This is a genomic window from Agromyces bauzanensis, from assembly GCF_014645655.1.
Classification (GTDB): Bacteria; Actinomycetota; Actinomycetes; order Actinomycetales; family Microbacteriaceae; genus Agromyces; species Agromyces bauzanensis.
This window is the reverse complement of record NZ_BMMD01000010.1, coordinates 24786-47579: the sequence shown is the minus strand read 5'-3', so window position 1 is coordinate 47579 and position 22794 is coordinate 24786. Positions and strand designations below refer to the sequence as shown.

Sequence of the window (22794 nt, the reverse complement as noted above, 5' to 3'; positions counted from 1 at the left end):
GGGGTTCTCATGGTCATCGTCCACCGTCGCTCCGCGCTCCGCCGCGTGGGCATCGCACTCGCCGCCACGATGTCGCTCGGGGCCGTCGCCGCCGTCGCGCCCGCGTCGGCGCTGCCCACGGTCACGTCGGCTGCGGTGGGCTCGGTCGCGGCCGGGCGTCCGGCGCCCCCCGCCCCATCGACGTCGACGGGCCACGGCGGCGCCGTCTCCTCCGTGGACGCCGAGGCCAGCCGCATCGGACTCGAGGTGCTCCGCGACGGCGGCAATGCGGCGGACGCCGCCGTCGCCGCGGCCGCTGCGCTCGGCGTCACCGAGCCGTACAGTGCCGGCATCGGTGGCGGCGGGTACTTCGTCTACTTCGACGCCGCGACGGGCGAGATCACCACGATCGACGGTCGCGAGACCGCGCCGGCCGGGATGGAGAGCGACGCATTCCTCGACCCGGCGACCGGGCAGCCGTACTCGTTCGCCGACGCGGTGTCGTCGGGCCTGTCGGTCGGCGTGCCCGGCACCCTCGCGACGTGGGAGGCCGCGGTCGACGAGTTCGGCACCGAGTCGCTCCGCGACCTGCTCGAGCCCTCCATCCTCCTCGCGACGCGCGGCTTCCGCGTCGACGAGACCTTCCGCGCCCAGACGCTCGCCAACAAGGACCGCTTCGCCCAGTTCCCCGACACCGCGGAGCTCTTCCTTCCCGACGGTGACGCGCCCGTGGTCGGCGCGACCTTCAAGAACCTCGACCTCGCGAAGACGCTGCGGCGGATCGCACTCAAGGGCACCGACGTGTTCTACGGGGGGCCGATCGCCGACGAGATCGCGGGCGTCGTGCAGGACCCGATCACGACCGACGACGCCACACTCCCGGCGTACCCCGGGTTGATGACGGCCGAGGACGTCGCAGACTACAAGGTGCTCTTCCAGGACCCGACGTACGTCGACTACCGCGGCCTCGACGTCTACGGCATGGCCCCGTCGTCGTCGGGCGGCACGACCGTGGGCGAGTCGCTGAACATCCTCGAGAACCTCGAACCGTCGGCGGATGACCCGGGGAAGGCGCTGCACCTCTACTTCGAGGCCACGGCGCACGCGTTCGCCGACCGCAACGCGTACGTGGGTGACCCCGCGTTCGTGGACGTGCCGACCGAGACGCTGCTCAGCCAGGAGTTCGCCGACGCACGGGCATGCGAGATCGACCCCGAGCAGGCCTCGCCCCGGCCCGTGTCGCCGGGCGACCTCAGCGCGACGGGATGCGTCGCGGCTGCGGCATCCGATCGCTCCGACTTCGAGGGGCCGTCGACCACGCACCTCTCGGTCGTCGACCAGTGGGGCAACGCCGTCGCCTACACCCTCACGATCGAGCAGACCGGCGGCTCGGGCATGACGGTGCCGGGCCGGGGCTTTCTCCTCAACAACGAGCTGACCGATTTCAGCTTCGTCCCGAACCCGGATGACCCCAATATCGTGGAGCCGGGCAAGCGGCCCCGCTCCTCCATGTCGCCGACGATCGTGCTGGACGGCGGCGAGGTGCGGTACGTGCTCGGCTCGCCCGGCGGGTCGACGATCATCACGACCGTGGTGCAGATCCTGCTGAACCGGATCGACCTCGGGATGACCATGCCCGAGGCCGTGGCGGCGCCGCGCGCCACGCAGCGGAACACCGTCGCCACCCTGGCGGAGGCCGACTTCATCGCGGAGTTCCAGGACGACCTCGCGCCGTACGGGCAGGGACTCACGCCGACCGGGGAGATCGGCGCGGCCGCGGCGATCGAGGTCGACTCCGAGGGGCTCATGACGGCCGTCGCCGAACCGGTGCGCCGCGGCGGCGGAACGGGGCTGGTGGTCGACCTGGCCGAGTGAGCCGGCCGGTGGTCGACCAGCGACGATGGAGCGTATAGAGACCCGCGCACGGTGGCAGGGTCTCGGTACCGGCGACGTGCGGGCACGGGAGCGGGTGCCGCTCGACGACGGCGATTGACGCATGTCGCAGAAGTCGCAGTCGTGCGGGCTCAGGATGCCCCGGATGATGAACGACTGCGACTTCTGTTCTGCTCGTCGCGGTCAGCGTGCGCGCAGTCGCGGCGCGAGGTCGCGCTCGAAGAGCTCGAGGAACCGGCGCTGGTCGTGACCGGGCGCGTGGAACACCAGGTGGTTGAAGCCCCAGTCGACGTACTGCCCGATCTGCTCGACGACCGCGTCGGGGTCGGTGCCCACGATCCACCGCTTCGCGATCTGCTCGATCGGCAGGGCGTCGGCTGCGCGCTCCATCTCGACGGGATCGGTGATGTCGTGCTTCTGCTCCTTCGAGAGCGACAGCGGCGACCAGAAGCGCGTGTTGTCGAGCGCGGCCTCCTCGGTCTCCTCGTACGACAGCTTGATCTCGATCATCCGGTCGAGCGCGTCGTAGTCGCGCCCGCCGGCCGCCGCGCCCTCCTTCACCGCCGGGATGAGCTCGTCGACGTACAGCTCCGGCCCCTTGCCCGACGTGCAGATGAACCCGTCGCCCGAACGGCCCGCGTACTTCGCCACGGTCGGCCCGCCGGCCGCGATGTACACCGGCACCGGGGCATCCGGCCGGTCGTAGATCGACGCGTCGTGCGTCGAGTAGTACTCACCCTCGAAGCTCACCTGGTCGTCGCCGGTCCAGAGCGCGCGCATGAGGCGCACCGCCTCGCGCAGCCGCGCGAACCGCTCCCGGAACTCGGGCCAGTCCTGCTCGCCCGCGCCGCGGAACCCGGTCGCGATCTCGTTGAGCGCCTCGCCCGTGCCGAACCCCGCGATCACCCGCCCCTGATACAACACCCCCAACGACGCGAATGCCTGCGCCAGCACCGCGGGGTTGTACCGGAACGTCGGCGTCATCACGCTCGTGCCGATTCTCACGGTCGACGTGCGCTCGCCGACCGCGGCCATCCACGTGAGCGAGAACGGCGCGTGCCCGCCCGTGTGCCGCCACGGCTGGAAGTGGTCGCTCGTCCACACGGACTCCATGCCGTGCCCCTCGGCCGCGACGGCGATCTCGACGAGCTCGCGCGGGTCGAACTGCTCGGCCGAGGCCTTGTATCCGAGTGTGAGCGTCATGCGGTTCCCTTTCGATCGGCGAGGTGCGCCACGACGTCGGCGGTGTGGTCGCCGACTCCATGGTGCAGCACGGTTTCGAGGCCGTCGACCGTGTCGACGTCACGCGTGAGTCCAGGAGCACCGGATGCCTCGAGCTCGACGAACCCGGCCGCGGCGTGCCGCGCGGCCGACCCGGGCCCGAATTGCGGATCGAACGCGACGCCGACGGCGGCGGTCGCGAGGGTCGTGCCCGTGCCGTCGGCGTCGCGCACGAAGGCGAGCGGATGCCGCGACGCCGCCTCGAGGGCCGAGTCGAGCTCGTCGGCGGTGAGCGCCGGCAGGTCGCCGAGCAGCACGGCGACGGCGGCATCCCGCCCGTCGGGGAGCGGAGCAGTCGCGGCATCCCGCCCGTCGGGGAGCGGAGCAGTCGCGGCATCCCGCCCGTCGGGGAGCGGAGCAGTCGCGGCATCCCGCCCGTCGGGGAGCGGAGCAGTCGCGTCCCGAGACCCGGTGCGCGCGTACGCGATGCCATGGCGGATCGCCGGGAGCAGGCCTCGCTCGCCGGGCGATTCGGCGAGGAACTCCGCGCCGTCGGCGAGGTCGGGATCGTCGCCCACGACGATCACGCGCTCGACCGAACGCGCCGCACGCGCCGCCGCGATCGTGTCGAGCGCGAACGCGCGGGCGAGGGCGGCGCGCGCGGCATCCGTCACGCCCGGAACGAGCCGCGACTTGCCCGACGCGGGCGCCTTCACGGGGATGACCACCGTCCACCTCATCGCGGTTCCTTCGCGAGTCGATGCCGTCTGCACCGGTGGTCGATCCGGGCGGTGCGGATGGCATCGACTCGCGACATCTGCCGCCCACGAGCCCTCACGCGCGAACCCCGACACCATGCCGAATGCACCGGACGCCCACCCCGACGGTGCGGATGGCATGCACTCGCGACATCCGCCGCCCGCTCCCCCTCACGAGTGCAGCCCCGGCAGCACCTCGCGGCCGAAGACCTCGAGGAACTCCGCCTGGTTGCGACCCACGTTGTGCAGGTAGACGCGGTCGAAGCCGAGGTCGAGGTGGCGCTGGATGTCGGCGCGGTGCACGTCGAGGTCGGAGGAGACCACCATGCGACCGGCGAAGTCCTCGGGTCGCACCGTACGAGCGAGCTGGTCGAACTCGTAGGGCGAGCGGATGTCGCTGCGCGGGAAGCGCATCCCCCCGTTGGGCCACTCGCGCAGCGCATTGCGCATGGCCTCCTCGTCGGTCGCGGCCCACGACAGGTGCAACTGCACGACCCTCGGCATGGCGGCGGGATCGCGTCCGGCCTCGCGGGCGCCCTCGGCGAAGCGCGTGATGAGCGGAGCGAGCCGATCCGTGGGGCCGCCGAGCGTGATGAACCCGTCGACGTTGCGTCCGGCCCGGCGGGCCGTCACGGGGCCGGATGCCGCGACCAGGATGTCGGGCGCGACCGCGGGCATCGTCCAGAGCCGCGTCGACTCGAGCCGGAAGTGCGGTCCGGCGTGACGCACGTCGCGCCCGGCGAGCGAGCCCGCGAAGAGCTTGCGGATGACGTCGACGGCCTCGAACATGCGGTTGATGCGCTCGTGCGCCTCGGGCCAGTACCGGCCGACGACGTGTTCGTTGAGGGCCTCGCCCGATCCGATGCCGAGCCAGTGCCGGCCGGGGTACAGGGCGCCGAGCGTCGCGCTCGCCTGGGCGGCGACGGCCGGATGCATCCGGAACGTCGGCGTCGTGACCCCGGGGCCGAGGTCGCCCGTGGTACGCTCGCCGATCGCGGCGAGCACGCTCCACACGAACGAGGACTCCCCCTGCGCGGGCACCCACGGCTGGAAGTGGTCGGTCGCCATGACGCCCGTGAATCCGTGCGACTCGGCGAGCGCGGCGAGCGCGACCACCTCCGCGGGCGGGAACCGTTCGAGCATCGCGGCATAGCCGATGTGCGCTGACACCCCTCCATCCTCTCTCGATTCGGAGAGGCCCTGGTCACCCCGCGGGGTTCAGCGGGCCCTCGGCCTGCGCCTCGTCGAAGCCGTCGCGGTAGCCCTCGTTGTAGGCCTCGTCGGCGCCGATGCGGAACAGGTCGCGTTCGGCGGGCCGCTGGATGCTGCGCGCACCGGGCAGGTCGAGGTCGCCCACGAACCGTCCGAGTCCGCGCACGACGGCGACCGGAATCCGGGAGGCCTTCCCTTTCACGAGCTCGGCGGCGCCCGCGACCTCGTCGGCGACGCACGGCATCGTGACGACGAGCGGCTTGCCCGAGGCATCCGCCTGGCCGCGCAGGTCGTCGAACACGTGCACGCCGGCCGCGCCGATGGCGATGTCGGTCTGGCCCTCGCGCCAGGGCCGACCGAGGGTGTCGGACAGGATGACCCCAACGGTCGCTCCCGTGAGGGCACGGATGCCGGTGGCGAGCGCCCGCGCGGAGGCGTCGGGATCGATGGGCAGCAGCAGCACCGTGCCGTGCGGCGCGTTGGACGCGTCCACGCCTGCGGCCGCCCCGATGATGCCCTGTCGGTTCTCGACGATGCGGGTCACGCCGCCCTCGTGCTCGCGCGTGGCGACGACGCGCACGGTCTCGGCGGCGATGGCGGCCTCCCGATCGTCGGCCTGCACGACGCGGCCCTCGGACTTCGACACGACCTTCGACGTGACGACGAGGATGTCGCCGTCGGCGAGGTCGACGGCGCCCGCGACGAGCGCCGCGAGGTCGTCGCCCCGCGAGATCTCGGGCAGCCCCTCGACGCCTTCGATGCTGAACTTCACGGCCACCCCCGCCTCCCTGGCTCTCAGTCGATCCTTGCAGCATGCGGCGGTCCGCTGCCAGGATTCGGCGTGGCGCGCCCGATCGAGCGACGACGGCGATGGGGGAGCCCGTGATCGAGACATCCGCTCCACCCAAGCGGCCCATCATCATGTGGGATCTCGTGCTCACGAGTGCTGCTGGTGCTCATGGCCGGCACGGCACTCGTCGTGTCGTTCCTGTCGTTCTTCCTCGCGTTCGCGAGCGACCCGTGCGGGCCGGCCATCACCCGCGACTACGACCGGATGGGTGCCCGGCTCGACGTTCCAGGCGAGTCGAAGTTGTAGGCGAGCATCGCCCCGCCGCGCAAGGGCTTGAATCGCGGCGGAGTCGCGTGGCTACGATCGAGCATGAATGCCCCCCGCCACGCCGACAACGCGCACCGCGACGGCCGCAGCGAGACGCCGAACGAACGCAGCGATCGCAACTGGAACGACATCCTGCAGGAGCTCCGCGTCTCGCTCACGGGCACGCAGCTCATCGGAGGCTTCCTGCTCGCGGTGGCGTTCCAGCCGCGATTCGCGGAGCTCGACGGCTACCAGCTGACCCTCTACCTCGTGCTGGTCGCACTCGCCGGACTCGCCACCGTGGTCGGGCTCGCGCCCGTGACACTGCACCGTGCCCTGTTCCGACGGCAGGCGAAGGAACGCGTCGTGCGCACCGGCAACCTGCTCCTCATCGCGAACCTCATCGTGGTCGCGCTCCTGGTGGTCGGCGTCACGAGTCTCGTCTTCGATATCGCCCTGAGTCGCACCGCGGGATTCGTGGCGCTCGGCGTCGGCACCGTCGTGCTGATCGGCATCTGGATCGTGGTCCCGCGGCTGCACCTCGCCGACCTCGACGGCGGCGACGGCGACGACGCCCGCGGCGGCGGCGGCCGCGGCGGCGAGAACGCGAATGCAGAGCGAGGCGCCGATGACGACGGCCCCGACGCGCCGTCCGAGCGGGAAGGTGTCGGCACGCCGTCCTAGTCTGGTGCCATGCGCATGGCCACCTGGAACGTCAACTCGATCCGCACCCGCGTCGACCGTGTCGTCGACTGGATGGTGCGCGAAGACGTCGACGTGCTTGCGATGCAGGAGATCAAGTGCAAGCCCGAGCAGTTTCCCGCCGAGGCGTTCGAGTCGCAGGGGTACGAGCTCGCGATCCATGGGTTCGATCAGTGGAACGGCGTCGCCATCGCGAGCCGATCGCCCATCGAGGGCGTCGAGACCAGCTTCCCCGACATGCCGGGCTTCCTGAAGGGCGTCGAGGGTCCCGACCAGCCGCAGGAGGCGCGCGCGATCGGGGCGGTCGTCGACGGCGTACGGCTCTGGAGCCTGTATGTGCCCAACGGGCGCGCGCTCGGGGATCCGCACTATGGCTACAAGCTCGACTGGCTCGCCGCCCTCGCCGAGTACGCGCGCGGTGAGACGACGGCCCATCCCGAGGTGCCGCTCGCGCTCATGGGCGACTTCAACATCGCCCCGTTCGACCAGGACAACGGCGACCCGGCCGTCGTCGAGGGCATCTCGACGCACGTGTCGCCGCAGGAGCGGCAGGCGTTCTTCGCGCTCGAGGCGGCGGGGGTGACGGATGTCGTGCGCCCGCGAGTGCCCGAGGGCTACACGTACTGGGACTACAAGCAGCTGCGGTTCCCCCGCAACGAGGGCATGCGCATCGACTTCATCCTCGGCTCCGAAGCCTTCGCCGCTGCGGTGACGGATGCCTCGATCCACCGCAACGAGCGCAAGGGGCAGGCCCCCTCCGACCACGTTCCCGTGCTCGCCGAGCTCGACCTGGGCGCCGACGACGAGGACATGCCCATGATCTTCGGCTGACGCGGCTGCACACGGGTTGCACCACCGGGCTCCCGTCGTCAACCCCATCCACCGGATGGGCGACGCTCAGGCGCGACGGCTACCCTCGGTAGCGTGACGACCTCCCCTGACCGCGTCGCCGGCGACTCGTTCGTCGGCACGACGCTCGGCGAGCGCTACCGCCTCGACGGCCTGATCGGCCGTGGCGGCATGGCGAGCGTGTACCGCGGAGAGGACCTCGCACTCGGGCGCCCGGTGGCGGTCAAGGTGTTCGCCGAGGCCGCCGAGGGCATCGACGACACCGAGCGCCGCAGGTCGGAGACGGCGCTGCTCGCGAGCCTCGCCCATCGTGCGCTCGTGCGGCTCTACGACGCCGCCCACGATCCGGACAGCGGGCGCGAGTTCCTCGTCATGGAGCTCATCGACGGCCGCGACCTGCGCGAGGCGCTGAAGCTCGGTCCGCTCGGTCCGGCCGATGCCGCGGGCATGCTCGCCGACCTCGCCGAGGCCCTGCATGTCATCCACGAGCGCGGCATCGTGCACCGCGACGTGAAGCCCGCGAACGTGCTGCTCGAGCCCGCGCACCTGCCCAGTCGCACCTGGAACGCGAAGCTCGCCGACTTCGGCATCGCGCGCCTCATCGACGATGCCAGGCTCACCCGCACCGGCCTGCTCGTGGGCACGCCCGGCTACCTCAGCCCCGAACAGGTCACCGGCACAGCCCCCGGACCCGCCGCCGACGTCTACTCGCTCGGCCTGCTGGTGCTCGAGGCGCGCACGGGAAAGACCGCCTTCCCGGGTCCCGCCGTCGAGGCCGCGAGCGCACGTCTCGTGCGCGATCCCGACGTCCCGGCGTCGCTCGGCGCCGATTGGGTGACGTTGCTCAGCGGGATGACCGCCCGCGAGCCCACCGACCGGCCGAGCGCGCTCGACATCGCGGTCGCCGCCGCGACGCTCGACACGACGGACGGGGCCGTCACCGCCCCGACGGTCGCGTTCGGCGATCTCGCGGCGCCGGCGACTCAGGCGGGCGGCGGGGCGGCGCCGAGCACCGACGAGGAGACGGATGACTCGACCGCCGACACCCGGATCCTTCCCGCCGCCGACCGTTCGTTCTTCGGCGTGCCCGCGGCATCCGCGTCCGACGGGGCGACCTCCCGCAGGGCCGCACGGGCCGGCGAGCGCTCACGCCGCTGGGTCCGTCCGGCCATCGCGGTCGGCCTGCTCGCGACCATCGCGACGGTCGTCGCGCTGCTGATCGGCTCGGCGTTGTCGGCACCGCCCGCCGCGGAGTCGACGCCCGCACCGTTGCCGGAGGTTCCCGGCGAGCTCGGCGTGCACCTCGAGGAGCTCGACGATGCGGTGACCGGATGATCCGCAGCACGCGTCTGCGCGGTCGCCGTGCCGCCCTTCCCGCCGCCGCGATCGCCGTCGCCCTGACGTTCGGCCTCTCCGCATGCGGCGCCTCGACCGAGGAGACCACGGCCGCACTGCACGCGTCGGTCGTGCAGGTCGCCGAGCGCGCCGCAGCGGGCGATTACGCCGGCGCCCTCGCCGAGCTCGCCCTGCTCGAGCGCGATCTCGCCGCCGCCGTCGATGCCGGAGGCATCGACCCCGAGCGGGAGCAGCGCATCCGCGCCGCCATGGAACTCGTGCGCGCCGACCTCGAGGCCGCCGAGGTCGCGACGACGACGCCCGAACCCGAGCCGTCGCCCGACAGCGTGGACAGCGGCAACGACGGCACCGACGCCCCAGGCAACAGCGGTGACGCGCCCGGGAACAGCGGCGACAAGGGCAAGGGCAAGAACAAGGGCGACGACTGATGGCTGCCGCGTCACCGACGGCCGGGACCGCTCGCGTTGCGGCATCCGTTGCGTAGTCTCGAAGCATGCCCCGACTGACCGTCCCCGGAGCCGACCTCGCCTTCGAGACCGACGGCCGCGCGTCGGCCCCCGCGGTGCTGCTCCTGCCCACCGGCGTCGCGACCATGCGCATGTGGGATCCGCAGATCGCCGAGCTCGCGGCCGGGCACTTCGTGGTGCGCATGGATCCGCGGGGATCCGGCGCGACGCGGCACGACGACGTGCCGTACTCCGATCGCGATGACGTGCGGTCGGTGCTCGATCACCTCGGCGTGGAGCGAGCGACCGTGGTGGGCGCCGGACGCGGCGGCACGATCGCGCTCGACCTCGCGCTCGAGTCCCCCGAGCGCGTATCGGGTCTCGTGGTCGTCGGCAGCGGCCCGAGCGGGTATCCCGAGGCCGATCTCACGACGGAGGAGCATCGACGCATCGACGAGCTCGACGCGGCCATCGCGGCATCCGACACGGCGCTCCTGATGCGCCTCGAGACGGCGCTCTGGGCCGCAGGTCCGCTGCGACTCGAGAGCAACCTCGATCCCCGATTCGTGGCGCTCGCCCACGAGCTGAACGCCCCGAACGCCATCCACGCCGATCACCCCGCCCGCCCCGAGCCGCTCGAGCCGCCCGCCTATGGGCGGCTCGGCGACATCCGGGTGCCCGCGCTCGTCGTGGTCGGCGACTACGACCTCAGCGCGACGCGCGCCCAATACGAGCACCTCCTCGACGCGCTGCCTGCGGCCACGGGATTCCGCTGCCACGAGGCGGCGCACCTCGCGAACATCGAACGCCAGGCGGAGTTCACGCACGTGCTGCTCGACTGGCTCGGCGAGCACGGCCTGTAACCGCGGCCGGCCACGCCGCAGCGCAGCGACTGCGCCGGGTTCGTGCGAGCATGGGCGGATGGCGACGCCCGACATCCGACTCGTTCCCAAGTCCGACGACGAGACCGCACGTTGGCTCCCCGTGGCCATGGCCGCGTACGAGCAGGCGCGCATCGCGGCCGGGGATACGCCCGATCAGGCGGCTGCCACCCGCCGCGCGTCGGAGGAGCAGTTCTTCCCCGACGGGCGGCCGGTCGAGGGGCACTTCCTCTTCACGATCCTGGCCGGCGACGAGGACGCAGGCTGGCTCTGGATCGGACCGTCGCCCGACGGGGCGAGCTGGTGGATCTGGGATGTCGCGGTGCACGACACGCATCGCCGGCGCGGTATCGGCCGAGCCGCCATGATCCTCGCCGAGGACATCGCCAGGTCGCAGGGCGCGTCCGAGATGCGCCTGAACGTCTTCGCGTACAACGAGCCGGCGATCCGGCTCTACGACGAGTTGGGGTACGAGACGGCGGCGGTGCACAAGCACAAGCGGCTCTGAGCGCGCCGCGGCCGCACCCGGGCCGGGTGTTACCTCACGTGTCGCGGGTGTTACGCCGCGGGTCGCGCGCGGCTGACACATCGGCCGCACGTGGGTAGCGTCGGGGCATCCATCCCCCCTGTACGCCCCGCGAGGAGCTGCCATGACGGCGACATCCGTGACCGGCCGCCAGCCGACCGTCCGCTCGGCCGCGCGCGCCGACGCGACCGCCGCCGCGCCGGTCGCGTTCCGCGGGGTCGGCCGCGCCTTCGAGTCGGCAGGCGCGGTTCGACCCGTGCTGCGGGACCTCGACCTCGACGTCGCCGCGGGTGAGATCCTCGCCATCCTCGGGCCGAGCGGCTGCGGCAAGTCGACGCTCCTCCGGATCGCCGGCGGCCTCGACCGCCCCACGAGCGGCGAGGTCGCCATCGACGGCACGCCCGTCGCGCCCTACGATCGCCGCACGGGTGTCGGGTTCCAGGAGCCGCGGCTGCTGCCCTGGCGCACCATCGCGAAGAACGTCGCGCTCGGCCTTCCACGCGGCACGCCGCGGGAGACGGCCCGGACACAGGTCGCGCGCCTCCTCGAACTCGTGGGGCTCGCCGACTTCGCCGGCCATCGTCCGCGCGAGGTCTCGGGGGGCATGGCCCAGCGCGCGTCGCTCGCCCGGGCGCTGGCGCGCAACCCCGGCGTGCTGCTGCTCGACGAGCCGTTCGGCGCGCTCGACGCGCTGACCCGGCTGAAGATGCAGGACCTGCTGCTCGACGTGCACGCCGCCGAGCCGACCACGGTGCTCCTCGTCACGCATGACGTCGACGAGGCGCTGCAGCTCGCCGACCGTGTGATCCTGCTCGGCGCCGAGGGCGACGAGCCGGGCGCCGTGATCCGCCAGACCGTCGTCGTGCCCGGCCGCCGCCCACGCGACCGCGGCTCGGCCGAGCTCGCCGAACTGCGGGGGCGCCTCCTCGACGGCCTCGGCATCGACCGGCACGGCGTCGCGCGCGGCGTCGAGACCACCACCACCATTCCGCACTATCCGTACTGAGGGCGCCGCCACGGCATACGGCCCCGCACGAACCACCCCAAGGAGATCCATGTCCCGCACTCCCTTCCTCAGCTCCGCGCTCGTCGCGGGCGCCGCCGCCACCGCGCTCCTGCTCTCGGGCTGCGTCGCCGGCGAGGGCCAGGCCGCAGAGCCCGAGCCCGCGGCATCCGGTGCCGCGTCGCTCGAGGGCCAGACGCTCAACATCGACTTCGCGACCTACAACCCGCTGAGCCTCATCATCAAGGACCAGGGCTGGCTCGAGGACGCCGGCCTCACCGTGACGTGGGTGCAGTCGGCGGGCTCGAACAAGGCGAACGAGGCGCTGCGGGCCGGTGCCATCGACGTCGGATCGACGGCGGGCTCGGCGGCCCTGCTCGCGCGCTCGAACGGCTCGCCCATCCACGTCATCGACATCTACTCGCAGCCCGAGTGGTCGGCGCTCGTCGCGCCGGCCGGTTCCTCGATCGGCTCCGTCGACGACCTGAAGGGCAAGCAGGTCGCGGCCACCAAGGGCACCGACCCGTACTTCTTCCTGCTGCAGGCACTCGAGGCCGAGGGGGTCTCGCCCGACGACATCGTGCTGCAGAACCTGCAGCACGCCGACGGCTGGGCGGCCCTGCAGAACGGCTCGGTCGACGCGTGGGCGGGCCTCGACCCGATCATGGCGGGCGCCGAGGAAGAGGGGGCGACGCTGTTCTTCCGCAACGTCGACTTCAACAGCTACGGCTTCCTGAACGCCACCGAGTCGTTCCTCGCCGAGAAGCCCGACGTCGCGCAGGCCGTCATCGACGCGTACGAGAGCGCCCGCGCCTGGGCCGCCGAGCACCCCGAGGACACCGCCGAGATCCTCGCCGAGGTCGCGGGCCTCGACCTCGCGGTGGCCACGAAGGTGATCACCGAGCGCTCGAACCTCGACGTCGACCCCGTGCCGGGCGATGCGCAGGTCGAGGTGCTCGAGAAGATCGGCCCGATCTTCGTCGAGCTCGGCGACGTCGCGACGCAGCAGCAGGTCGATGAGGCGCTCGCCACGCTCATCGACGACGAGTTCGTGAAGCGGGCCGACGCCGCCCGCTTCGAGTAGGACCATTCGCCCGATGTCTCCGTTCCCGCGTCGGGTGCCCGTTGGGGCGGGCACCCGACGCGGGAACGGAGACATACGGCGACGAGCACAGGGAGACCGAGCATGAGCGGGACGGATGCCGCGAAGACGACGTCCACTGACCGGGCGGGCCTGCCCGACGGCTCGGTCGACCGGCACTTCGCGGCGCCCGTCGTCGTCGGCCGGCCCACTGCTGCGGCCGGGTCGTACGATGAGTCGGGTACCGACGTAGGTCCCGACGCGAAGGACACCGGCCCTGCGGCATCCGTCGCCCCTCGATCGCGGGAACCGCGCGACCGGCGCCCGCTCACCCGGCGACGCTGGTTCGTCGTGGTGGGCGGTGCGCTGCTGCCGATCGCGCTGCTCCTCGTCTGGCAGCTCGTGTCGACGAACGGACTCGTGCCGGTGTCGCAGCTGCCGAGCCCCGAGATGGTGTGGCTCGCGGCCATCGACCTCGCGCAGCGGGGCCTCCTCGGCCAGTACGTGGCGATCTCGACGCAGCGCGTGCTGCTCGGCTTCGCGACCGGTGCGGCGATCGGCCTCGCCCTCGGCGCCGTCGTGGGGCTGAGCCGCCTGGGCGACATCCTGCTCGCGCCGACGCTCGGCGCGATCCGCGCGGTGCCGTCGCTCGCGTGGGTGCCGCTGCTGATCCTGTGGTTCAAGATCGGCGAGGAGTCGAAGATCATCCTCATCGCGATCGGCGCGTTCTTCCCTGTCTACACGATCGTGGCGGCGGCGCTCCGGCACGTCGACCGCCAGCTCCTCGAGGCCGGCCGCGCGTTCGGCCGGCACGGCATCAGCCTCTTCGCGACGGTGCAGCTGCCCGCCGTCGTGCCGTCGGTGCTCTCGGCGCTGCGGCTCGCACTCGCGCAGTCGTGGCTGTTCCTCGTGGCGGCCGAGCTCATCGCGAGCTCGATGGGCCTCGGGTTCCTGCTGGTCGACTCGGGCAACAACGGGCGGATCGACCGGATCTTCCTCGCGATCATCCTGCTCGCCGTGCTCGGCAAGCTCACCGACGCGATCATCGGGCTGTTCGAGCGCCGAGCCATCCTCCGCTGGGCGTAGTCCTGCTCAACGTGGGCCGTGCGACACCAGCGTGCCCGAGCCCGGCAGCACCCCGCCGAACTGATCGCTCACCGTCGCGAGCGTGAAGCCGCGGTCGCACAGGCCGTCGATGATGCCGGGCACTGCGGCCAGGTCTCCTCGTGCGTGTCGTGCATCAACACGATGCTGCCGCGTGACGACCGAGAGATCGCACGCTCTGCCACGACGTCGCCGCCCGGTTCCTGCCAGTCGTTCGTGTCGACGTCCCAGACGACGATCGGCAGTCCGGCGAGGCCGCGAACCCGGTGATCTACGTCACCGTAGGGCGGCCGCAGGCTGGTCGGCTGCACGCCGGCCGCCGCCGAGATCGCCACCTGGGTGCGTTCGATCTCGGCGCGCACCTCCGGGTCGGGCAGCTTGGTGAGGTACGGGTGCCCCCAGGTGTGGTTGCCGAGCTCGTGCTCCTCGGCGACGAGTCGACCCACGACATCGGCTCGGTCCTCGACGTTCACGCCCTGCAGGAAGAACGTCGCCGGCGCACGGAGATCGCGAAGTGCCTCGATGAGCGCCTCGGTGTGCTTCGAGGGCCCGAGGCGGGCGACGAGGCCCGGCGCCTCTTCGGGTCCGAGACGCGGCATCGGGTAGCCGACATCCACTCGCCGCTGCGGCGGCACCTCGGTCGTCGTCGGAGCCGATCGAGCATCCGACCAGCGCGACGACCGCGGCGGCGCAGGCGCGAGCGGGACCCGCGCGGCCGTGGGCCGCCGGCCGTCGACCCCACCGGGAGCGCGTCATTCCGCCACCCTGTGCCGAACGGTTCCGAGCTGCGCCGGAAGCGGGCGCGCGCCGGCGCGCGGCGCGGCCGATGTCTCCGTTCGCGCCCAACGCGCCTGTTGCGGTGGAAACACTGCGCGGGAACGGGAACAGTCGGCGACGACAGGCCCGAGCGCGACAGCCCTCGGCGCGGCCTCTCACTCCGCGAGCGGCACGACCTCGACCCGGTCTCCGGGCCCGGCGATCACGAGCACACGCTTCGCCGAGACGCCCTCGAGCGCGCCGACGACGGCCGCGGCATCCGACAGCGCAGCCGGAGCGGCCTCGGTCAGCGCACCCGGCTCCGTCACCGCCCGCTGCCACACGGTGACGGATGCCCCGGTGGCATCGCGCACGGCTCGCTCGAGCGCCTCGGCGTCGCCCGCGGCCACGAGGATGACCCGGCCGATGCGGCGCTCGGGCGCCAGGCCGTGTGCGGCGATGACCGCCCGGTCGTGCCGCCAGACGGCGAAGTGGTAGCCGAACACGAGCGCCGTGGCGACGAGGAGGCCGAGCGGTGCCCGCACCCGGTCGATGAGGCTCGCACCCGAGACCGGATCGAGGAAGTACTCGAACAGCCGGAAGCCGACCACGAGCAGGGCGATGAGCGCCACGACGGCGCTCACCCCGAACACGGCGATGAGGTACACGCGACGGCCGGTGTACGCGATCTCGGTCGGCTCGACACGCCTCGTGGGCTTCCAGCTCAGCCACCAGACGGGACCCCCGACCACGAGGGCGCTGATGCCGCCGAGGAGGAGGGTGCGGGTGTCGGATGCCGCGAGCGGACCGACGAGCGCCGCGAGGGTGGCGTTCAGCACGACGCCGATGCCCGAGGCGGCCGCCGCGAGGCCCACGGCCGACATCACGAGCGCGCTCGCACGACGCGTGTCGTCGGAGCGCTCGGCGGCGATGCGGCGGTGGTGGATCCAGACCACCGCACCGACGAGGACGGCGGCGAGCGCGGTCCCGAGCGGGCGGAGGATCTCGCTCGACGCGTCGCTCGGGTCGAACGCGAGACGGAGCCCCACGAACAGCGCGGTGCCGATCCCGCCGAGCATGAGGATGCCGGCCCCCATCACGCCGACGACGACGAGGGCCACGGCGGCGAGGCCGGTGTTCAGGCGCTTGGTTCCGTCGCGGTACCAGTGCCACCACCACATCAGCCCGCCGACCGCCGCCCAGATGAGCGCCTCGATCGCACTGCGCCACCACGGGCTCCCCGCGATCGCCTGTGCGGATGCGCCGCGGATGGCGGTGTCGAAGAGCGATCCGAGCGCGTTCACGGCGCCGCCGACGCCGATGATGAGTCCGTACACCGACCCGGCGACGGCGGGCACCGTGCCCAGTCGCACCGGGCGCTTGACCGGATGCCGCCACATCCATCGGTGCCAGATCCAGACGCCGGCCCACACGACGCCCACGGCGAAGCCGTCGGGCAGCCACCGGCCCTCCACGCCTGCCGTCGCCGTATTGAGCAGGGCCGTCGCCGCGACGATCAACGACACGGTGTACATGGCCGCCAGGTAGAGGCCCCATGCCAGCGACGTGCGTTCGGATTCCTCGCGGAGCCGGCGCCAGACCGCCCACCAGAGCACTGCCGCGAGCGGTCCGCCGATCAGGGCGAAGGCGAGCGAGAGGGCGAGGCCGGTGTCGTCGACGACCACGAGCCGGTCGCCGAGCCGGAGCAGGCGCTCGAGCAGGCCCGCGATTCCGATCGCGGCGATCGTAACGAGGGCGAAGAGGATCGTGTAGACGATGAGGCGGCGTACGGTACCCTGCGCCGAACCGGCTGCTGCGGGAGCCGGGCCGGGCGCGGGGGTGCGCGGTGGAGTGGGAACCGGCGCTGCCGGGTTCTCCATGGCGGTCATCCCTTCACCGACGTCGGGGTGCACACCGTGAACTGCCACGGCGCGGATTCGATGAGCCAGGTCCCGTCGGCCCTCACGAGGTCGAAGACGGCCTGCTCCTCGTACTGGGATGAGCCGAACAGGCCGCCTTCGTAGGTGGTGACGATGAGCACCTCGACGTCGGCCGTGTCGTCGCGCTCCGTGGTCGAGACGAGCGTCACCCGCAGGTCCTGCACCGGGCCGGTGTCGAAGCGCTCGCAGTCGTCGGCGAGTTCGGGCACGAGGTAGTCGATCGCCGCCGCCTCGTCGCCGTCGATGACGGCGGCGGCGTATCGCTGCACGACGCCCTCGGGTGTGGACTCGTCGAGCAACTCTGGCTCGCCGCGGGTGAAGACGACGACGAGGGCGATCACCACCAGGGCGCCGATCACGGAGAGGATGATGATCAGGGTTCGGTCGGGCTTCGCTGCCGGTGCGTCCGTCATGCCCTCATCTTGGCGTGGCGGGGTGGCGCTTGGCTATGACGAGCATCGGCGGCTCTGGGCGGCCCGCGCGGCCTGCGCCCGGCGCGCGAGCAGTGCCCGCTGCCGCGCGCTCGGCCGAGCGCGACGGCGCGGTTGAGCTCGACGACCGGCGATCCCGTGCGGCGGGAGAGCCGCTCGTAGAGCGCCGCGATGCGCGCCCAGTCGGTGTCGTCGACGGATGTCGCGCGTGCATGCTCCGCGGCGATCGACGCCTGCAGCACGTAGGGACCGGGTTCGGCGTCCGCCTCGGCGGCGACCACGAGTTCCTCGGCGCGAGCGAGGGCGTCGAGGCCGCGGCGGATGCGCGCGGCATCCCATCGCCTGCGGTCCTGTGCGTCGAGCAGGATCGGCTCGCCGTCGGCATCTGCTCGGGCCGCGAGGCGCGAGGACTGGAGTTCCATGAGCGCGGCGAGGCCCAGCACCTCGGGGTCGCCGGGCACGACCGCCGTGAGGATGCGGCCGAGGCGCACCGCTTCATCGCAGAGCGCCGGACGCATCCAGTCCTCGCCCTCGGTCGCCGAGTATCCCTCGTTGAGGAGCAGGTACACGACGCCGAGCACCGTCCCGAGACGCTCGGCTCGCTCGTCGCCACTCGGCTCCTCGATCGCGGCGCCCGCCTCGGCGAGCGTGCGCTTGGCGCGCGAGACGTGCTGCGCCACGGTCGCCTCGGGCGCGAGGTACGCGCGGGCGATCTCGCGCGTCGAGAGCCCCGCGACGAGCTTCAGCGTGAGCGTCGTCTGCGCCTCGGACGTGAGCGCCGGGTGGCAGCAGATGAACATGAGGCGCAGCACGTCGTCTTCGACGTGGTCGATGCCGGCGGCCGGATCCGCATCGACGGCCTCGGCGAGGTCGTGCGCGAGCCGGGCCGCCGCCTGATCGTGCCGGGCGCGAGCCCGGAACACGTCGATGGCACGGCGCTTCGCGGTGGTCATGAGCCACGCGCCGGGGTTGTCGGGGATGCCGGTGGCCGGCCAGGCGGCGAGCGCGGCCACGATTGCGTCCTGCGCGACGTCCTCGGCGAGCGCGACGTCGCGCACGATGCGCACGAGCGCGGCGATCAGGCGCGTCGACTCGAGCCGCCAGACCGCCTCGATCGCGGCGCGCGTGGCCTGGTCGCCGTCCGGAGCATCCGCCACGGGAGCGATCGGATCACACGCGCCGCGCGAGACGCAAGGCCCGTCAGTACTCGGCGATCTGGCGGATCTCCACGCTGCCCTCCCAGCCGGGCCAGTGGTCGACGTGGATCTGCATGAGGCGTCGGCCCAGCTCGACGGCCTCCTCGCGCGAACGCACGTCGACCACGGCGTATCCGCCGACGAGTTCCTTGGCCTCGGCGAACGGCCCGTCGGTCGCCTTGATCCTCCCGTCGGCGAGCGAGACGATCGCGCCGGCCGCGCTCGGAAGCAGACCCTGGCTGTCGATCAGGGTGCCGTTCACGCGGCCCTCCCGGTCGTAGTCGGCCATCGCCTGGTAGAGCTCGGGCGGGGCCTCGCCCTGCGGATTCGTCTCGTCCATCTTCACCATGCACATGAATCGCATCGCGATCTCCTCGGTCTCGGCACGCCCCGTCGGTGTGCCCTCACGATAGCGTCGGCGACCCGGTCGGGTTCTCGACATCGAAAGGACATCGTCATGGACAGCGCCACTACCCGTGTCGGAGCGCCGATCGCGCACGCTCCGCTCCCGCTCCGCCGTCCGGTGCACTCCGCCGACCCCGCCGCCCGTGCCCTCGTCGTCGCGGGAGTGATCATGCTCGCGTTCGCGGTGGGCGCTCGCCGCAGCTTCGGCGATGGACCCGGCCGACGCGCGGCGCCCGTGCTCTTCGCGCTCTACGGTGCCGGCCTCGTGCGTCACGGGCGTCGTGTGCCTCCTGCTGTGCGTGCCCGTCGGACCGGGAGCGAGCGTTCGCCTCTTCGTGGGAGTCTCGCTCGCGTTCGCGTGGATCGCCGCCTACGCGATCTCGCTGCTCCGCCGCCGCGCGGCCACGTGAGTCACCAGGGCTCGTCGGCCGCGGGCATGAACTCGCGCACGCGGTTCACCGCGTCGGGGAAGCACGCGTCGAGCACCTCGGTCACCGACGCCTCGGTGCCGTAGGCGCCTACGAGGCGGAGCCCGACGACGGCGTTGATGAGCATGCCGCTGGCCATGAAGTCGCGGGTCTCCTCCTCCGTGAACCCGGCCTCGTCGCGCACGAAGCGCCACACCGATGCGAAGCCGCCCCGCGCGACGGGGCCGATCTCGGGGTCGCCGCCGAGCGCGGTGGAGTTCGCGATGACGGGCAGCATGCCGCGCTCGGCGAGGAGCCCGGCATACGCGGCCCCCATGCGCCGCCGTCGTTCCTCGACGGGTCCGGGCAGTGCTGACTCGAACTCGCCGATGATGCGGGCGTACGCCCGCTCGATCACGGCGATGTAGAGCTTCGCCTTCGTGCCGAAGAGCCGCACGACGTACGGCTGGCTCACACCCGCGGCGTGGGCGACCTCGTCGGTGGTCGTGCCCACGTAGCTCTTCGCGCCGAACACGGCGGTCGCCGCCTCGAGGATGAGCTCTCGCCGGTCGGCGGCCTTCATCCGCGGGGCGGTCTGGACCTCGTCGACACTCATGCTTGACATGTTATCAGTCGATTACTACAGTCCGAAGTAATCATTCGATAACAACTTGGGAGTCCACCGTGTCATCCACCCGCATCCAGGCGCCGCCTAGGCCCGCCACGCGCCGACCGAGCCCGCTCTGGCTCGTGCTCATCGCCACCGCGTTGCCCATGTTCATGGCCACCCTCGACAACCTCGTCATGACGAACGCGCTGCCCGTGCTGCACGCCGACTTCGGGGCATCCGTCGAAGAGCTGCAGTGGTTCATGAACGCCTACACGCTCGCCTTCGCGAGCACGATCCTCATGGCCGTCGCCCTCGGCGACCGCTACGGCCGGCGCACGGTGTTCCTCGCCGGCATCGTCGTGTTCACGCTGAGTTCCGCGCTCGCGGCACTCGCGACCGACCCGGGCCAGCTCATCGTTGCCCGCGCGGCGCAGGGCTTCGGCGCGGCGGCCATCATGCCGCTCTCGCTCACGCTGCTCGCGGGAGCCGTGCCCATCGCCCGCCGGCCGCTGGCCATCGGCATCTGGGGCGGCGTCGCGGGCCTCGGCGTGGCGACCGGACCGCTCATCGGCGGCGCCGTGATCGAGGGCTGGGCCTGGCAGGCGATCTTCTGGCTCAACGTGCCCGTCGGCGTCGCGTCACTGGCCCTCGCCATCTTCGCCCTGTCGAACAGCTTCGGCGCCCGACTCCGGGCCGATGTCGCCGGCCTCGTGCTCTCGGGTCTGGGCCTGCTCGCGCTCGTGTACGGCATCGTGCGCGGCAACGACGCCGGCTGGGACAGCCTCGAGGTGCTCGGCAGCCTCGTCGCCGGCGGCGTGCTGCTCGTCGCGTTCGTGGCGTGGGAGTCGCGCGCCGGCGCGCCGCTCCTGCCGCTCCGGCTCTTCCGCGATCGCAGCTTCACCGTCGCGAACCTCGCCGGCCTCGGCTTCAGCTTCGGCGCATTCGGCTCGATCTTCATCCTCATCCAGTTCCTGCAGGTGGTGCAGGGCGCATCGCCGCTCGAGGCAGCATGGCAGACCTCGCCGTGGACCCTCGCCCCCATGCTCGTCGCACCCCTCGCCGGCTTCATCGCACCCCGCGTCGGCACGCGAACCCTCATCGTGGCCGGCCTCGCCGCGCTCGCCGCGGCCATGTTCTGGATCGCGTTGCTCGTCGACACGGGCAGCGCGTACCCGGCCTACGTCGCGCCGTTCATCGTGGCCGGCGTCGGCATGGGGCTCGTGTTCGCCCCGTCGGCGACCGCCGTGCTCGCCACCATGGCGCCCGACGACCACGCGAAGGCCAGCGGCACCAACTCGATGCTCCGCGAGGTTGGGGTCGCCCTCGGCATCGCGGTGTCGACGGCCGTGTTCACCGGGGCCGGCGGCGCGCTCACGCCGATCGACTACACGATCGGCGCCCAGCCCGCCGTGCTCGTCGGTGCCGCGGTACTGCTCGCCTCGGCGCTCGTGGCGATGCTGCTGCCGCCGGGTCGTGCGGCGCGGCGTCCGGCGACCTCGTCCGTCGCGATCGATGAGCCCGAGTCATCCGAGCAGCCGTTGCCGGTCGGCGTGAGCGCGTGAGGCACGGGCTCGTGGGGGCCGGGGACGCGAGGCCAGGGCGCGGTCAACGCCGCGCGCGATAAGCCGCCCGCTCCTCGGGCGTGAGGTGTTCAGTCGCGTACGAGAGCATCGTGCGCGGCATCCTCGCGGCGTACTCGTCGAGGAAGGCGAGGAGTGCGTCCCGATCCACCCGCTTGCCGAGCTCGCGGAGCATCCACCCCACGGCCTTGTGCACGAGGTCCTCGCGGTCGTCGAGCAGCCGCGGTGCGAGCCGAAGGGTCGGGGCGCCATCGCCGGCCTTGATGAACGCGAACGTCGCGAGCACCGCGACCCGGCGCTCCCACAGCGAGGCGGATGCCGCGAGCCGGTCGAGCAGCGGATCGTCGCCGCGCCCCGACTCCAGCAGGAACTCGCCCACGAGCACCGGCGCCGAGCTGTCGACGAGGTCCCAGTTGTTCACCCGGCCGCCGCGTACGGCCGCGAGGTACGCCTCGTGCAGGGCGGCACGCGCGGCGTCGTCGCGCGTGCGAGGGCGGCTCGCCGTCTGGAACTGCCGCACCATGATGAGAAGCGCCGTCATGCGATGCTCGTGCACGTCACTCGCGAGGAGCAGCGCGTGCTCGGCGAGCGGAAGGCGGGCGAAGCGGGCGACGATCGCCCGGGTCGCGGGCAGCGTGGAGCCGATGAACCGGTCACCCTCGCCGTACTCCCCCGGCCCGGTCTTGAAGAAGCGCGCCGACCCGGCCGCCCGCTCGGGCGACGCGTGCTCGGCGAGCGCGGCCTGCACCTCCCCGGCCGTGCCGGCCGCGGACGCCGTGACCGCGGCATCCGCTCGGCCGGTCGTCCCGGTGACCCCGCCCATGCTCCGCACCTTACCGCGCACGCGAACGACGCGGTGCTCAGATCGAGTCACCGCGCCGGTCGAGCGGGGTCGAGGTCGTCGTTCAGCGCGGGCCTCCCAGGGGCGAGAGGTCGTCGTCGACGTCGAGGGGCGCGCCGCTCTTCAGCTCGCGCATCGCTTCCCCGCTGAACCCCTGCGCGGTCGAGGCGGCCTGCGCATGCAGCTCGCGACGCGCCTCCGCCGTCCAGGGCGGGCTCACCTCGGCCTGCACCGCCTGTTCGACCGACCCGGCCGTGATGCGGTTCTGCGCACGCTCCGGGGAGAGGTCGTCGCGGACGATGACGTGGCCGCGAGCGAGGCCAATGACTGCGGCGTTCTCCGCAGTGCGGACGTCGTCGCGCACTCCTCCGCCTGCCGTTGCCGCTCCTGCGCAGCCGCTCATCAGTACTGCCAGCGACACGGCGACGATCACCGGTGCCGCGATTCGTGTGGTCATGGCTCCATTCCTTCCTCGAGTGGGGACAACTGCGAACGTACGGATCCGCGTGCCGCGCCGGATC

Annotated in this window: 25 protein-coding genes; 13 read left to right on the top strand and 12 right to left on the bottom strand. The window is 72.3% G+C overall.

The window, feature by feature from the left end; translation table 11 throughout:
- The first annotated feature begins 69 nt into the window (after window positions 1-69).
- A complete protein-coding gene (gene ggt / locus IEX31_RS09950; RefSeq protein ID WP_188743351.1) occupies window positions 70-1854 on the top strand; it encodes a gamma-glutamyltransferase in 1785 nt (594 codons plus the stop codon).
- Window positions 1855-2055: 201 nt separating this feature from the next.
- Here ggt and fgd read toward each other — a convergent pair whose 3' ends face one another.
- The 4 genes from fgd to cofE all read right to left on the bottom strand — a co-directional run bounded on the left by fgd (window position 2056) and on the right by cofE (window position 5835).
- Complete coding sequence (fgd, locus tag IEX31_RS09945; protein ID WP_188743275.1) at window positions 2056-3075, bottom strand: glucose-6-phosphate dehydrogenase (coenzyme-F420); 1020 nt, start codon at window positions 3073-3075, stop codon at window positions 2056-2058.
- Window positions 3072-3833: a 2-phospho-L-lactate guanylyltransferase gene (gene cofC, locus IEX31_RS09940; protein ID WP_188743274.1), complete on the bottom strand. Its 762-nt coding sequence runs from the start codon at window positions 3831-3833 to the stop codon at window positions 3072-3074. Before cofC ends, fgd begins: the two co-directional genes overlap by 4 nt.
- A 189-nt stretch (window positions 3834-4022) precedes the next feature.
- Window positions 4023-5021: a TIGR03557 family F420-dependent LLM class oxidoreductase gene (locus IEX31_RS09935; RefSeq protein ID WP_229662252.1), complete on the bottom strand. Its 999-nt coding sequence runs from the start codon at window positions 5019-5021 to the stop codon at window positions 4023-4025.
- Between the two features lie 34 nt (window positions 5022-5055).
- On the bottom strand, window positions 5056-5835 hold the full coding sequence (gene cofE / locus IEX31_RS09930) for a coenzyme F420-0:L-glutamate ligase (protein WP_229662251.1): 780 nt from the start codon (window positions 5833-5835) through the stop codon (window positions 5056-5058).
- Between the two features lie 171 nt (window positions 5836-6006).
- On the opposite strand from cofE, the gene IEX31_RS09925 reads away from it, so the two are divergent.
- The 10 genes from IEX31_RS09925 to IEX31_RS09880 all read left to right on the top strand — a co-directional run bounded on the left by IEX31_RS09925 (window position 6007) and on the right by IEX31_RS09880 (window position 14089).
- Window positions 6007-6159: a hypothetical protein gene (locus tag IEX31_RS09925; protein WP_188743272.1), complete on the top strand. Its 153-nt coding sequence runs from the start codon at window positions 6007-6009 to the stop codon at window positions 6157-6159.
- A gap of 63 nt (window positions 6160-6222) precedes the next feature.
- Window positions 6223-6843, top strand: a complete 621-nt coding sequence (locus IEX31_RS09920) for a DUF6328 family protein (RefSeq protein WP_308423493.1) — start codon at window positions 6223-6225, stop codon at window positions 6841-6843.
- 9 nt (window positions 6844-6852) lie between these two features.
- Window positions 6853-7692, top strand: coding sequence for an exodeoxyribonuclease III (locus IEX31_RS09915; RefSeq protein ID WP_188743271.1), 840 nt, complete (start codon window positions 6853-6855; stop codon window positions 7690-7692).
- A 93-nt stretch (window positions 7693-7785) separates the two neighbouring features.
- Window positions 7786-9045 carry a serine/threonine-protein kinase gene (locus tag IEX31_RS09910; RefSeq protein ID WP_188743270.1) on the top strand — a complete coding sequence of 420 codons (1260 nt, stop codon included), beginning with the start codon at window positions 7786-7788 and terminating at the stop codon, window positions 9043-9045.
- Complete coding sequence (locus tag IEX31_RS09905; RefSeq protein WP_188743269.1) at window positions 9042-9494, top strand: hypothetical protein; 453 nt, start codon at window positions 9042-9044, stop codon at window positions 9492-9494. Before IEX31_RS09910 ends, IEX31_RS09905 begins: the two co-directional genes overlap by 4 nt.
- A gap of 65 nt (window positions 9495-9559) precedes the next feature.
- Window positions 9560-10375 (top strand): alpha/beta fold hydrolase, encoded by an 816-nt coding sequence (locus IEX31_RS09900; RefSeq protein WP_188743268.1) that lies wholly within the window; start codon window positions 9560-9562, stop codon window positions 10373-10375.
- A gap of 58 nt (window positions 10376-10433) precedes the next feature.
- The gene (locus tag IEX31_RS09895) at window positions 10434-10901 is read left to right on the top strand and encodes a GNAT family N-acetyltransferase (RefSeq protein WP_188743267.1); all 468 of its coding nucleotides are present in this window, start codon (window positions 10434-10436) and stop codon (window positions 10899-10901) included.
- A gap of 142 nt (window positions 10902-11043) precedes the next feature.
- Window positions 11044-11925: an ABC transporter ATP-binding protein gene (locus IEX31_RS09890; protein ID WP_188743266.1), complete on the top strand. Its 882-nt coding sequence runs from the start codon at window positions 11044-11046 to the stop codon at window positions 11923-11925.
- A 49-nt stretch (window positions 11926-11974) separates the two neighbouring features.
- Window positions 11975-13006, top strand: a complete 1032-nt coding sequence (locus IEX31_RS09885; RefSeq protein ID WP_188743265.1) for an aliphatic sulfonate ABC transporter substrate-binding protein — start codon at window positions 11975-11977, stop codon at window positions 13004-13006.
- Window positions 13007-13108: 102 nt separating this feature from the next.
- Entirely contained in the window at window positions 13109-14089 is a 981-nt protein-coding gene (locus tag IEX31_RS09880) for an ABC transporter permease (RefSeq protein WP_229662250.1), read from the top strand.
- 68 nt (window positions 14090-14157) lie between these two features.
- Here the strand turns inward: IEX31_RS09880 and IEX31_RS09875 are convergent, their stop codons facing one another.
- From IEX31_RS09875 to IEX31_RS09855, 5 genes are all read right to left on the bottom strand, one after another.
- Window positions 14158-14706, bottom strand: a complete 549-nt coding sequence (locus IEX31_RS09875; RefSeq protein WP_188743264.1) for a polysaccharide deacetylase family protein — start codon at window positions 14704-14706, stop codon at window positions 14158-14160.
- A 333-nt stretch (window positions 14707-15039) separates the two neighbouring features.
- Entirely contained in the window at window positions 15040-16791 is a 1752-nt protein-coding gene (locus IEX31_RS09870) for a DUF5671 domain-containing protein (RefSeq protein ID WP_229662249.1), read from the bottom strand.
- Window positions 16749-17216 (bottom strand): LpqB family beta-propeller domain-containing protein, encoded by a 468-nt coding sequence (locus tag IEX31_RS09865; RefSeq protein WP_188743263.1) that lies wholly within the window; start codon window positions 17214-17216, stop codon window positions 16749-16751. Before IEX31_RS09865 ends, IEX31_RS09870 begins: the two co-directional genes overlap by 43 nt.
- Entirely contained in the window at window positions 17213-18391 is a 1179-nt protein-coding gene (locus tag IEX31_RS09860) for an RNA polymerase sigma factor (RefSeq protein WP_188743262.1), read from the bottom strand. The genes IEX31_RS09865 and IEX31_RS09860 overlap by 4 nt, the downstream gene beginning before the upstream one ends.
- 43 nt (window positions 18392-18434) lie before the next feature.
- Window positions 18435-18794, bottom strand: coding sequence for a YciI family protein (locus IEX31_RS09855; protein ID WP_188743261.1), 360 nt, complete (start codon window positions 18792-18794; stop codon window positions 18435-18437).
- Between the two features lie 295 nt (window positions 18795-19089).
- Between IEX31_RS09855 and IEX31_RS09850 the strand changes: the two genes are divergently transcribed.
- Entirely contained in the window at window positions 19090-19245 is a 156-nt protein-coding gene (locus IEX31_RS09850) for a hypothetical protein (RefSeq protein WP_188743260.1), read from the top strand.
- Between the two features lies 1 nt (window position 19246).
- Here IEX31_RS09850 and IEX31_RS09845 read toward each other — a convergent pair whose 3' ends face one another.
- The gene (locus tag IEX31_RS09845) at window positions 19247-19867 is read right to left on the bottom strand and encodes a TetR/AcrR family transcriptional regulator (protein WP_188743259.1); all 621 of its coding nucleotides are present in this window, start codon (window positions 19865-19867) and stop codon (window positions 19247-19249) included.
- A 59-nt stretch (window positions 19868-19926) separates the two neighbouring features.
- On the opposite strand from IEX31_RS09845, the gene IEX31_RS09840 reads away from it, so the two are divergent.
- Window positions 19927-21414: a DHA2 family efflux MFS transporter permease subunit gene (locus IEX31_RS09840; RefSeq protein ID WP_229662248.1), complete on the top strand. Its 1488-nt coding sequence runs from the start codon at window positions 19927-19929 to the stop codon at window positions 21412-21414.
- 43 nt (window positions 21415-21457) lie between these two features.
- Here IEX31_RS09840 and IEX31_RS09835 read toward each other — a convergent pair whose 3' ends face one another.
- Window positions 21458-22255 (bottom strand): DNA alkylation repair protein, encoded by a 798-nt coding sequence (locus IEX31_RS09835; protein ID WP_188743258.1) that lies wholly within the window; start codon window positions 22253-22255, stop codon window positions 21458-21460.
- 82 nt (window positions 22256-22337) lie between these two features.
- Window positions 22338-22730 (bottom strand): hypothetical protein, encoded by a 393-nt coding sequence (locus IEX31_RS09830; protein ID WP_188743257.1) that lies wholly within the window; start codon window positions 22728-22730, stop codon window positions 22338-22340.
- Window positions 22731-22794: the final 64 nt, after the last annotated feature.

What these genes read in the sequence shown, in the direction of transcription:
- ggt (WP_188743351.1), top strand. Translation starts at nt 70, where the DNA reads ATGTCGCTCGGGGCCGTCGCCGCCGTCGCGCCCGCGTCGGCGCTGCCC.
- fgd (WP_188743275.1), bottom strand. Translation starts at nt 3,075, where the DNA reads ATGACGCTCACACTCGGATACAAGGCCTCGGCCGAGCAGTTCGACCCG.
- cofC (WP_188743274.1), bottom strand. Translation starts at nt 3,833, where the DNA reads ATGAGGTGGACGGTGGTCATCCCCGTGAAGGCGCCCGCGTCGGGCAAG.
- IEX31_RS09920 (WP_308423493.1), top strand. Translation starts at nt 6,223, where the DNA reads ATGAATGCCCCCCGCCACGCCGACAACGCGCACCGCGACGGCCGCAGC.
- IEX31_RS09915 (WP_188743271.1), top strand. Translation starts at nt 6,853, where the DNA reads ATGCGCATGGCCACCTGGAACGTCAACTCGATCCGCACCCGCGTCGAC.
- IEX31_RS09905 (WP_188743269.1), top strand. Translation starts at nt 9,042, where the DNA reads ATGATCCGCAGCACGCGTCTGCGCGGTCGCCGTGCCGCCCTTCCCGCC.
- IEX31_RS09900 (WP_188743268.1), top strand. Translation starts at nt 9,560, where the DNA reads ATGCCCCGACTGACCGTCCCCGGAGCCGACCTCGCCTTCGAGACCGAC.
- IEX31_RS09895 (WP_188743267.1), top strand. Translation starts at nt 10,434, where the DNA reads ATGGCGACGCCCGACATCCGACTCGTTCCCAAGTCCGACGACGAGACC.
- IEX31_RS09890 (WP_188743266.1), top strand. Translation starts at nt 11,044, where the DNA reads ATGACGGCGACATCCGTGACCGGCCGCCAGCCGACCGTCCGCTCGGCC.
- IEX31_RS09885 (WP_188743265.1), top strand. Translation starts at nt 11,975, where the DNA reads ATGTCCCGCACTCCCTTCCTCAGCTCCGCGCTCGTCGCGGGCGCCGCC.
- IEX31_RS09880 (WP_229662250.1), top strand. Translation starts at nt 13,109, where the DNA reads ATGAGCGGGACGGATGCCGCGAAGACGACGTCCACTGACCGGGCGGGC.
- IEX31_RS09875 (WP_188743264.1), bottom strand. Translation starts at nt 14,706, where the DNA reads ATGCCGCGTCTCGGACCCGAAGAGGCGCCGGGCCTCGTCGCCCGCCTC.
- IEX31_RS09865 (WP_188743263.1), bottom strand. Translation starts at nt 17,216, where the DNA reads ATGACGGACGCACCGGCAGCGAAGCCCGACCGAACCCTGATCATCATC.
- IEX31_RS09855 (WP_188743261.1), bottom strand. Translation starts at nt 18,794, where the DNA reads ATGCGATTCATGTGCATGGTGAAGATGGACGAGACGAATCCGCAGGGC.
- IEX31_RS09845 (WP_188743259.1), bottom strand. Translation starts at nt 19,867, where the DNA reads ATGTCAAGCATGAGTGTCGACGAGGTCCAGACCGCCCCGCGGATGAAG.
- IEX31_RS09835 (WP_188743258.1), bottom strand. Translation starts at nt 22,255, where the DNA reads ATGGGCGGGGTCACCGGGACGACCGGCCGAGCGGATGCCGCGGTCACG.
- IEX31_RS09830 (WP_188743257.1), bottom strand. Translation starts at nt 22,730, where the DNA reads ATGACCACACGAATCGCGGCACCGGTGATCGTCGCCGTGTCGCTGGCA.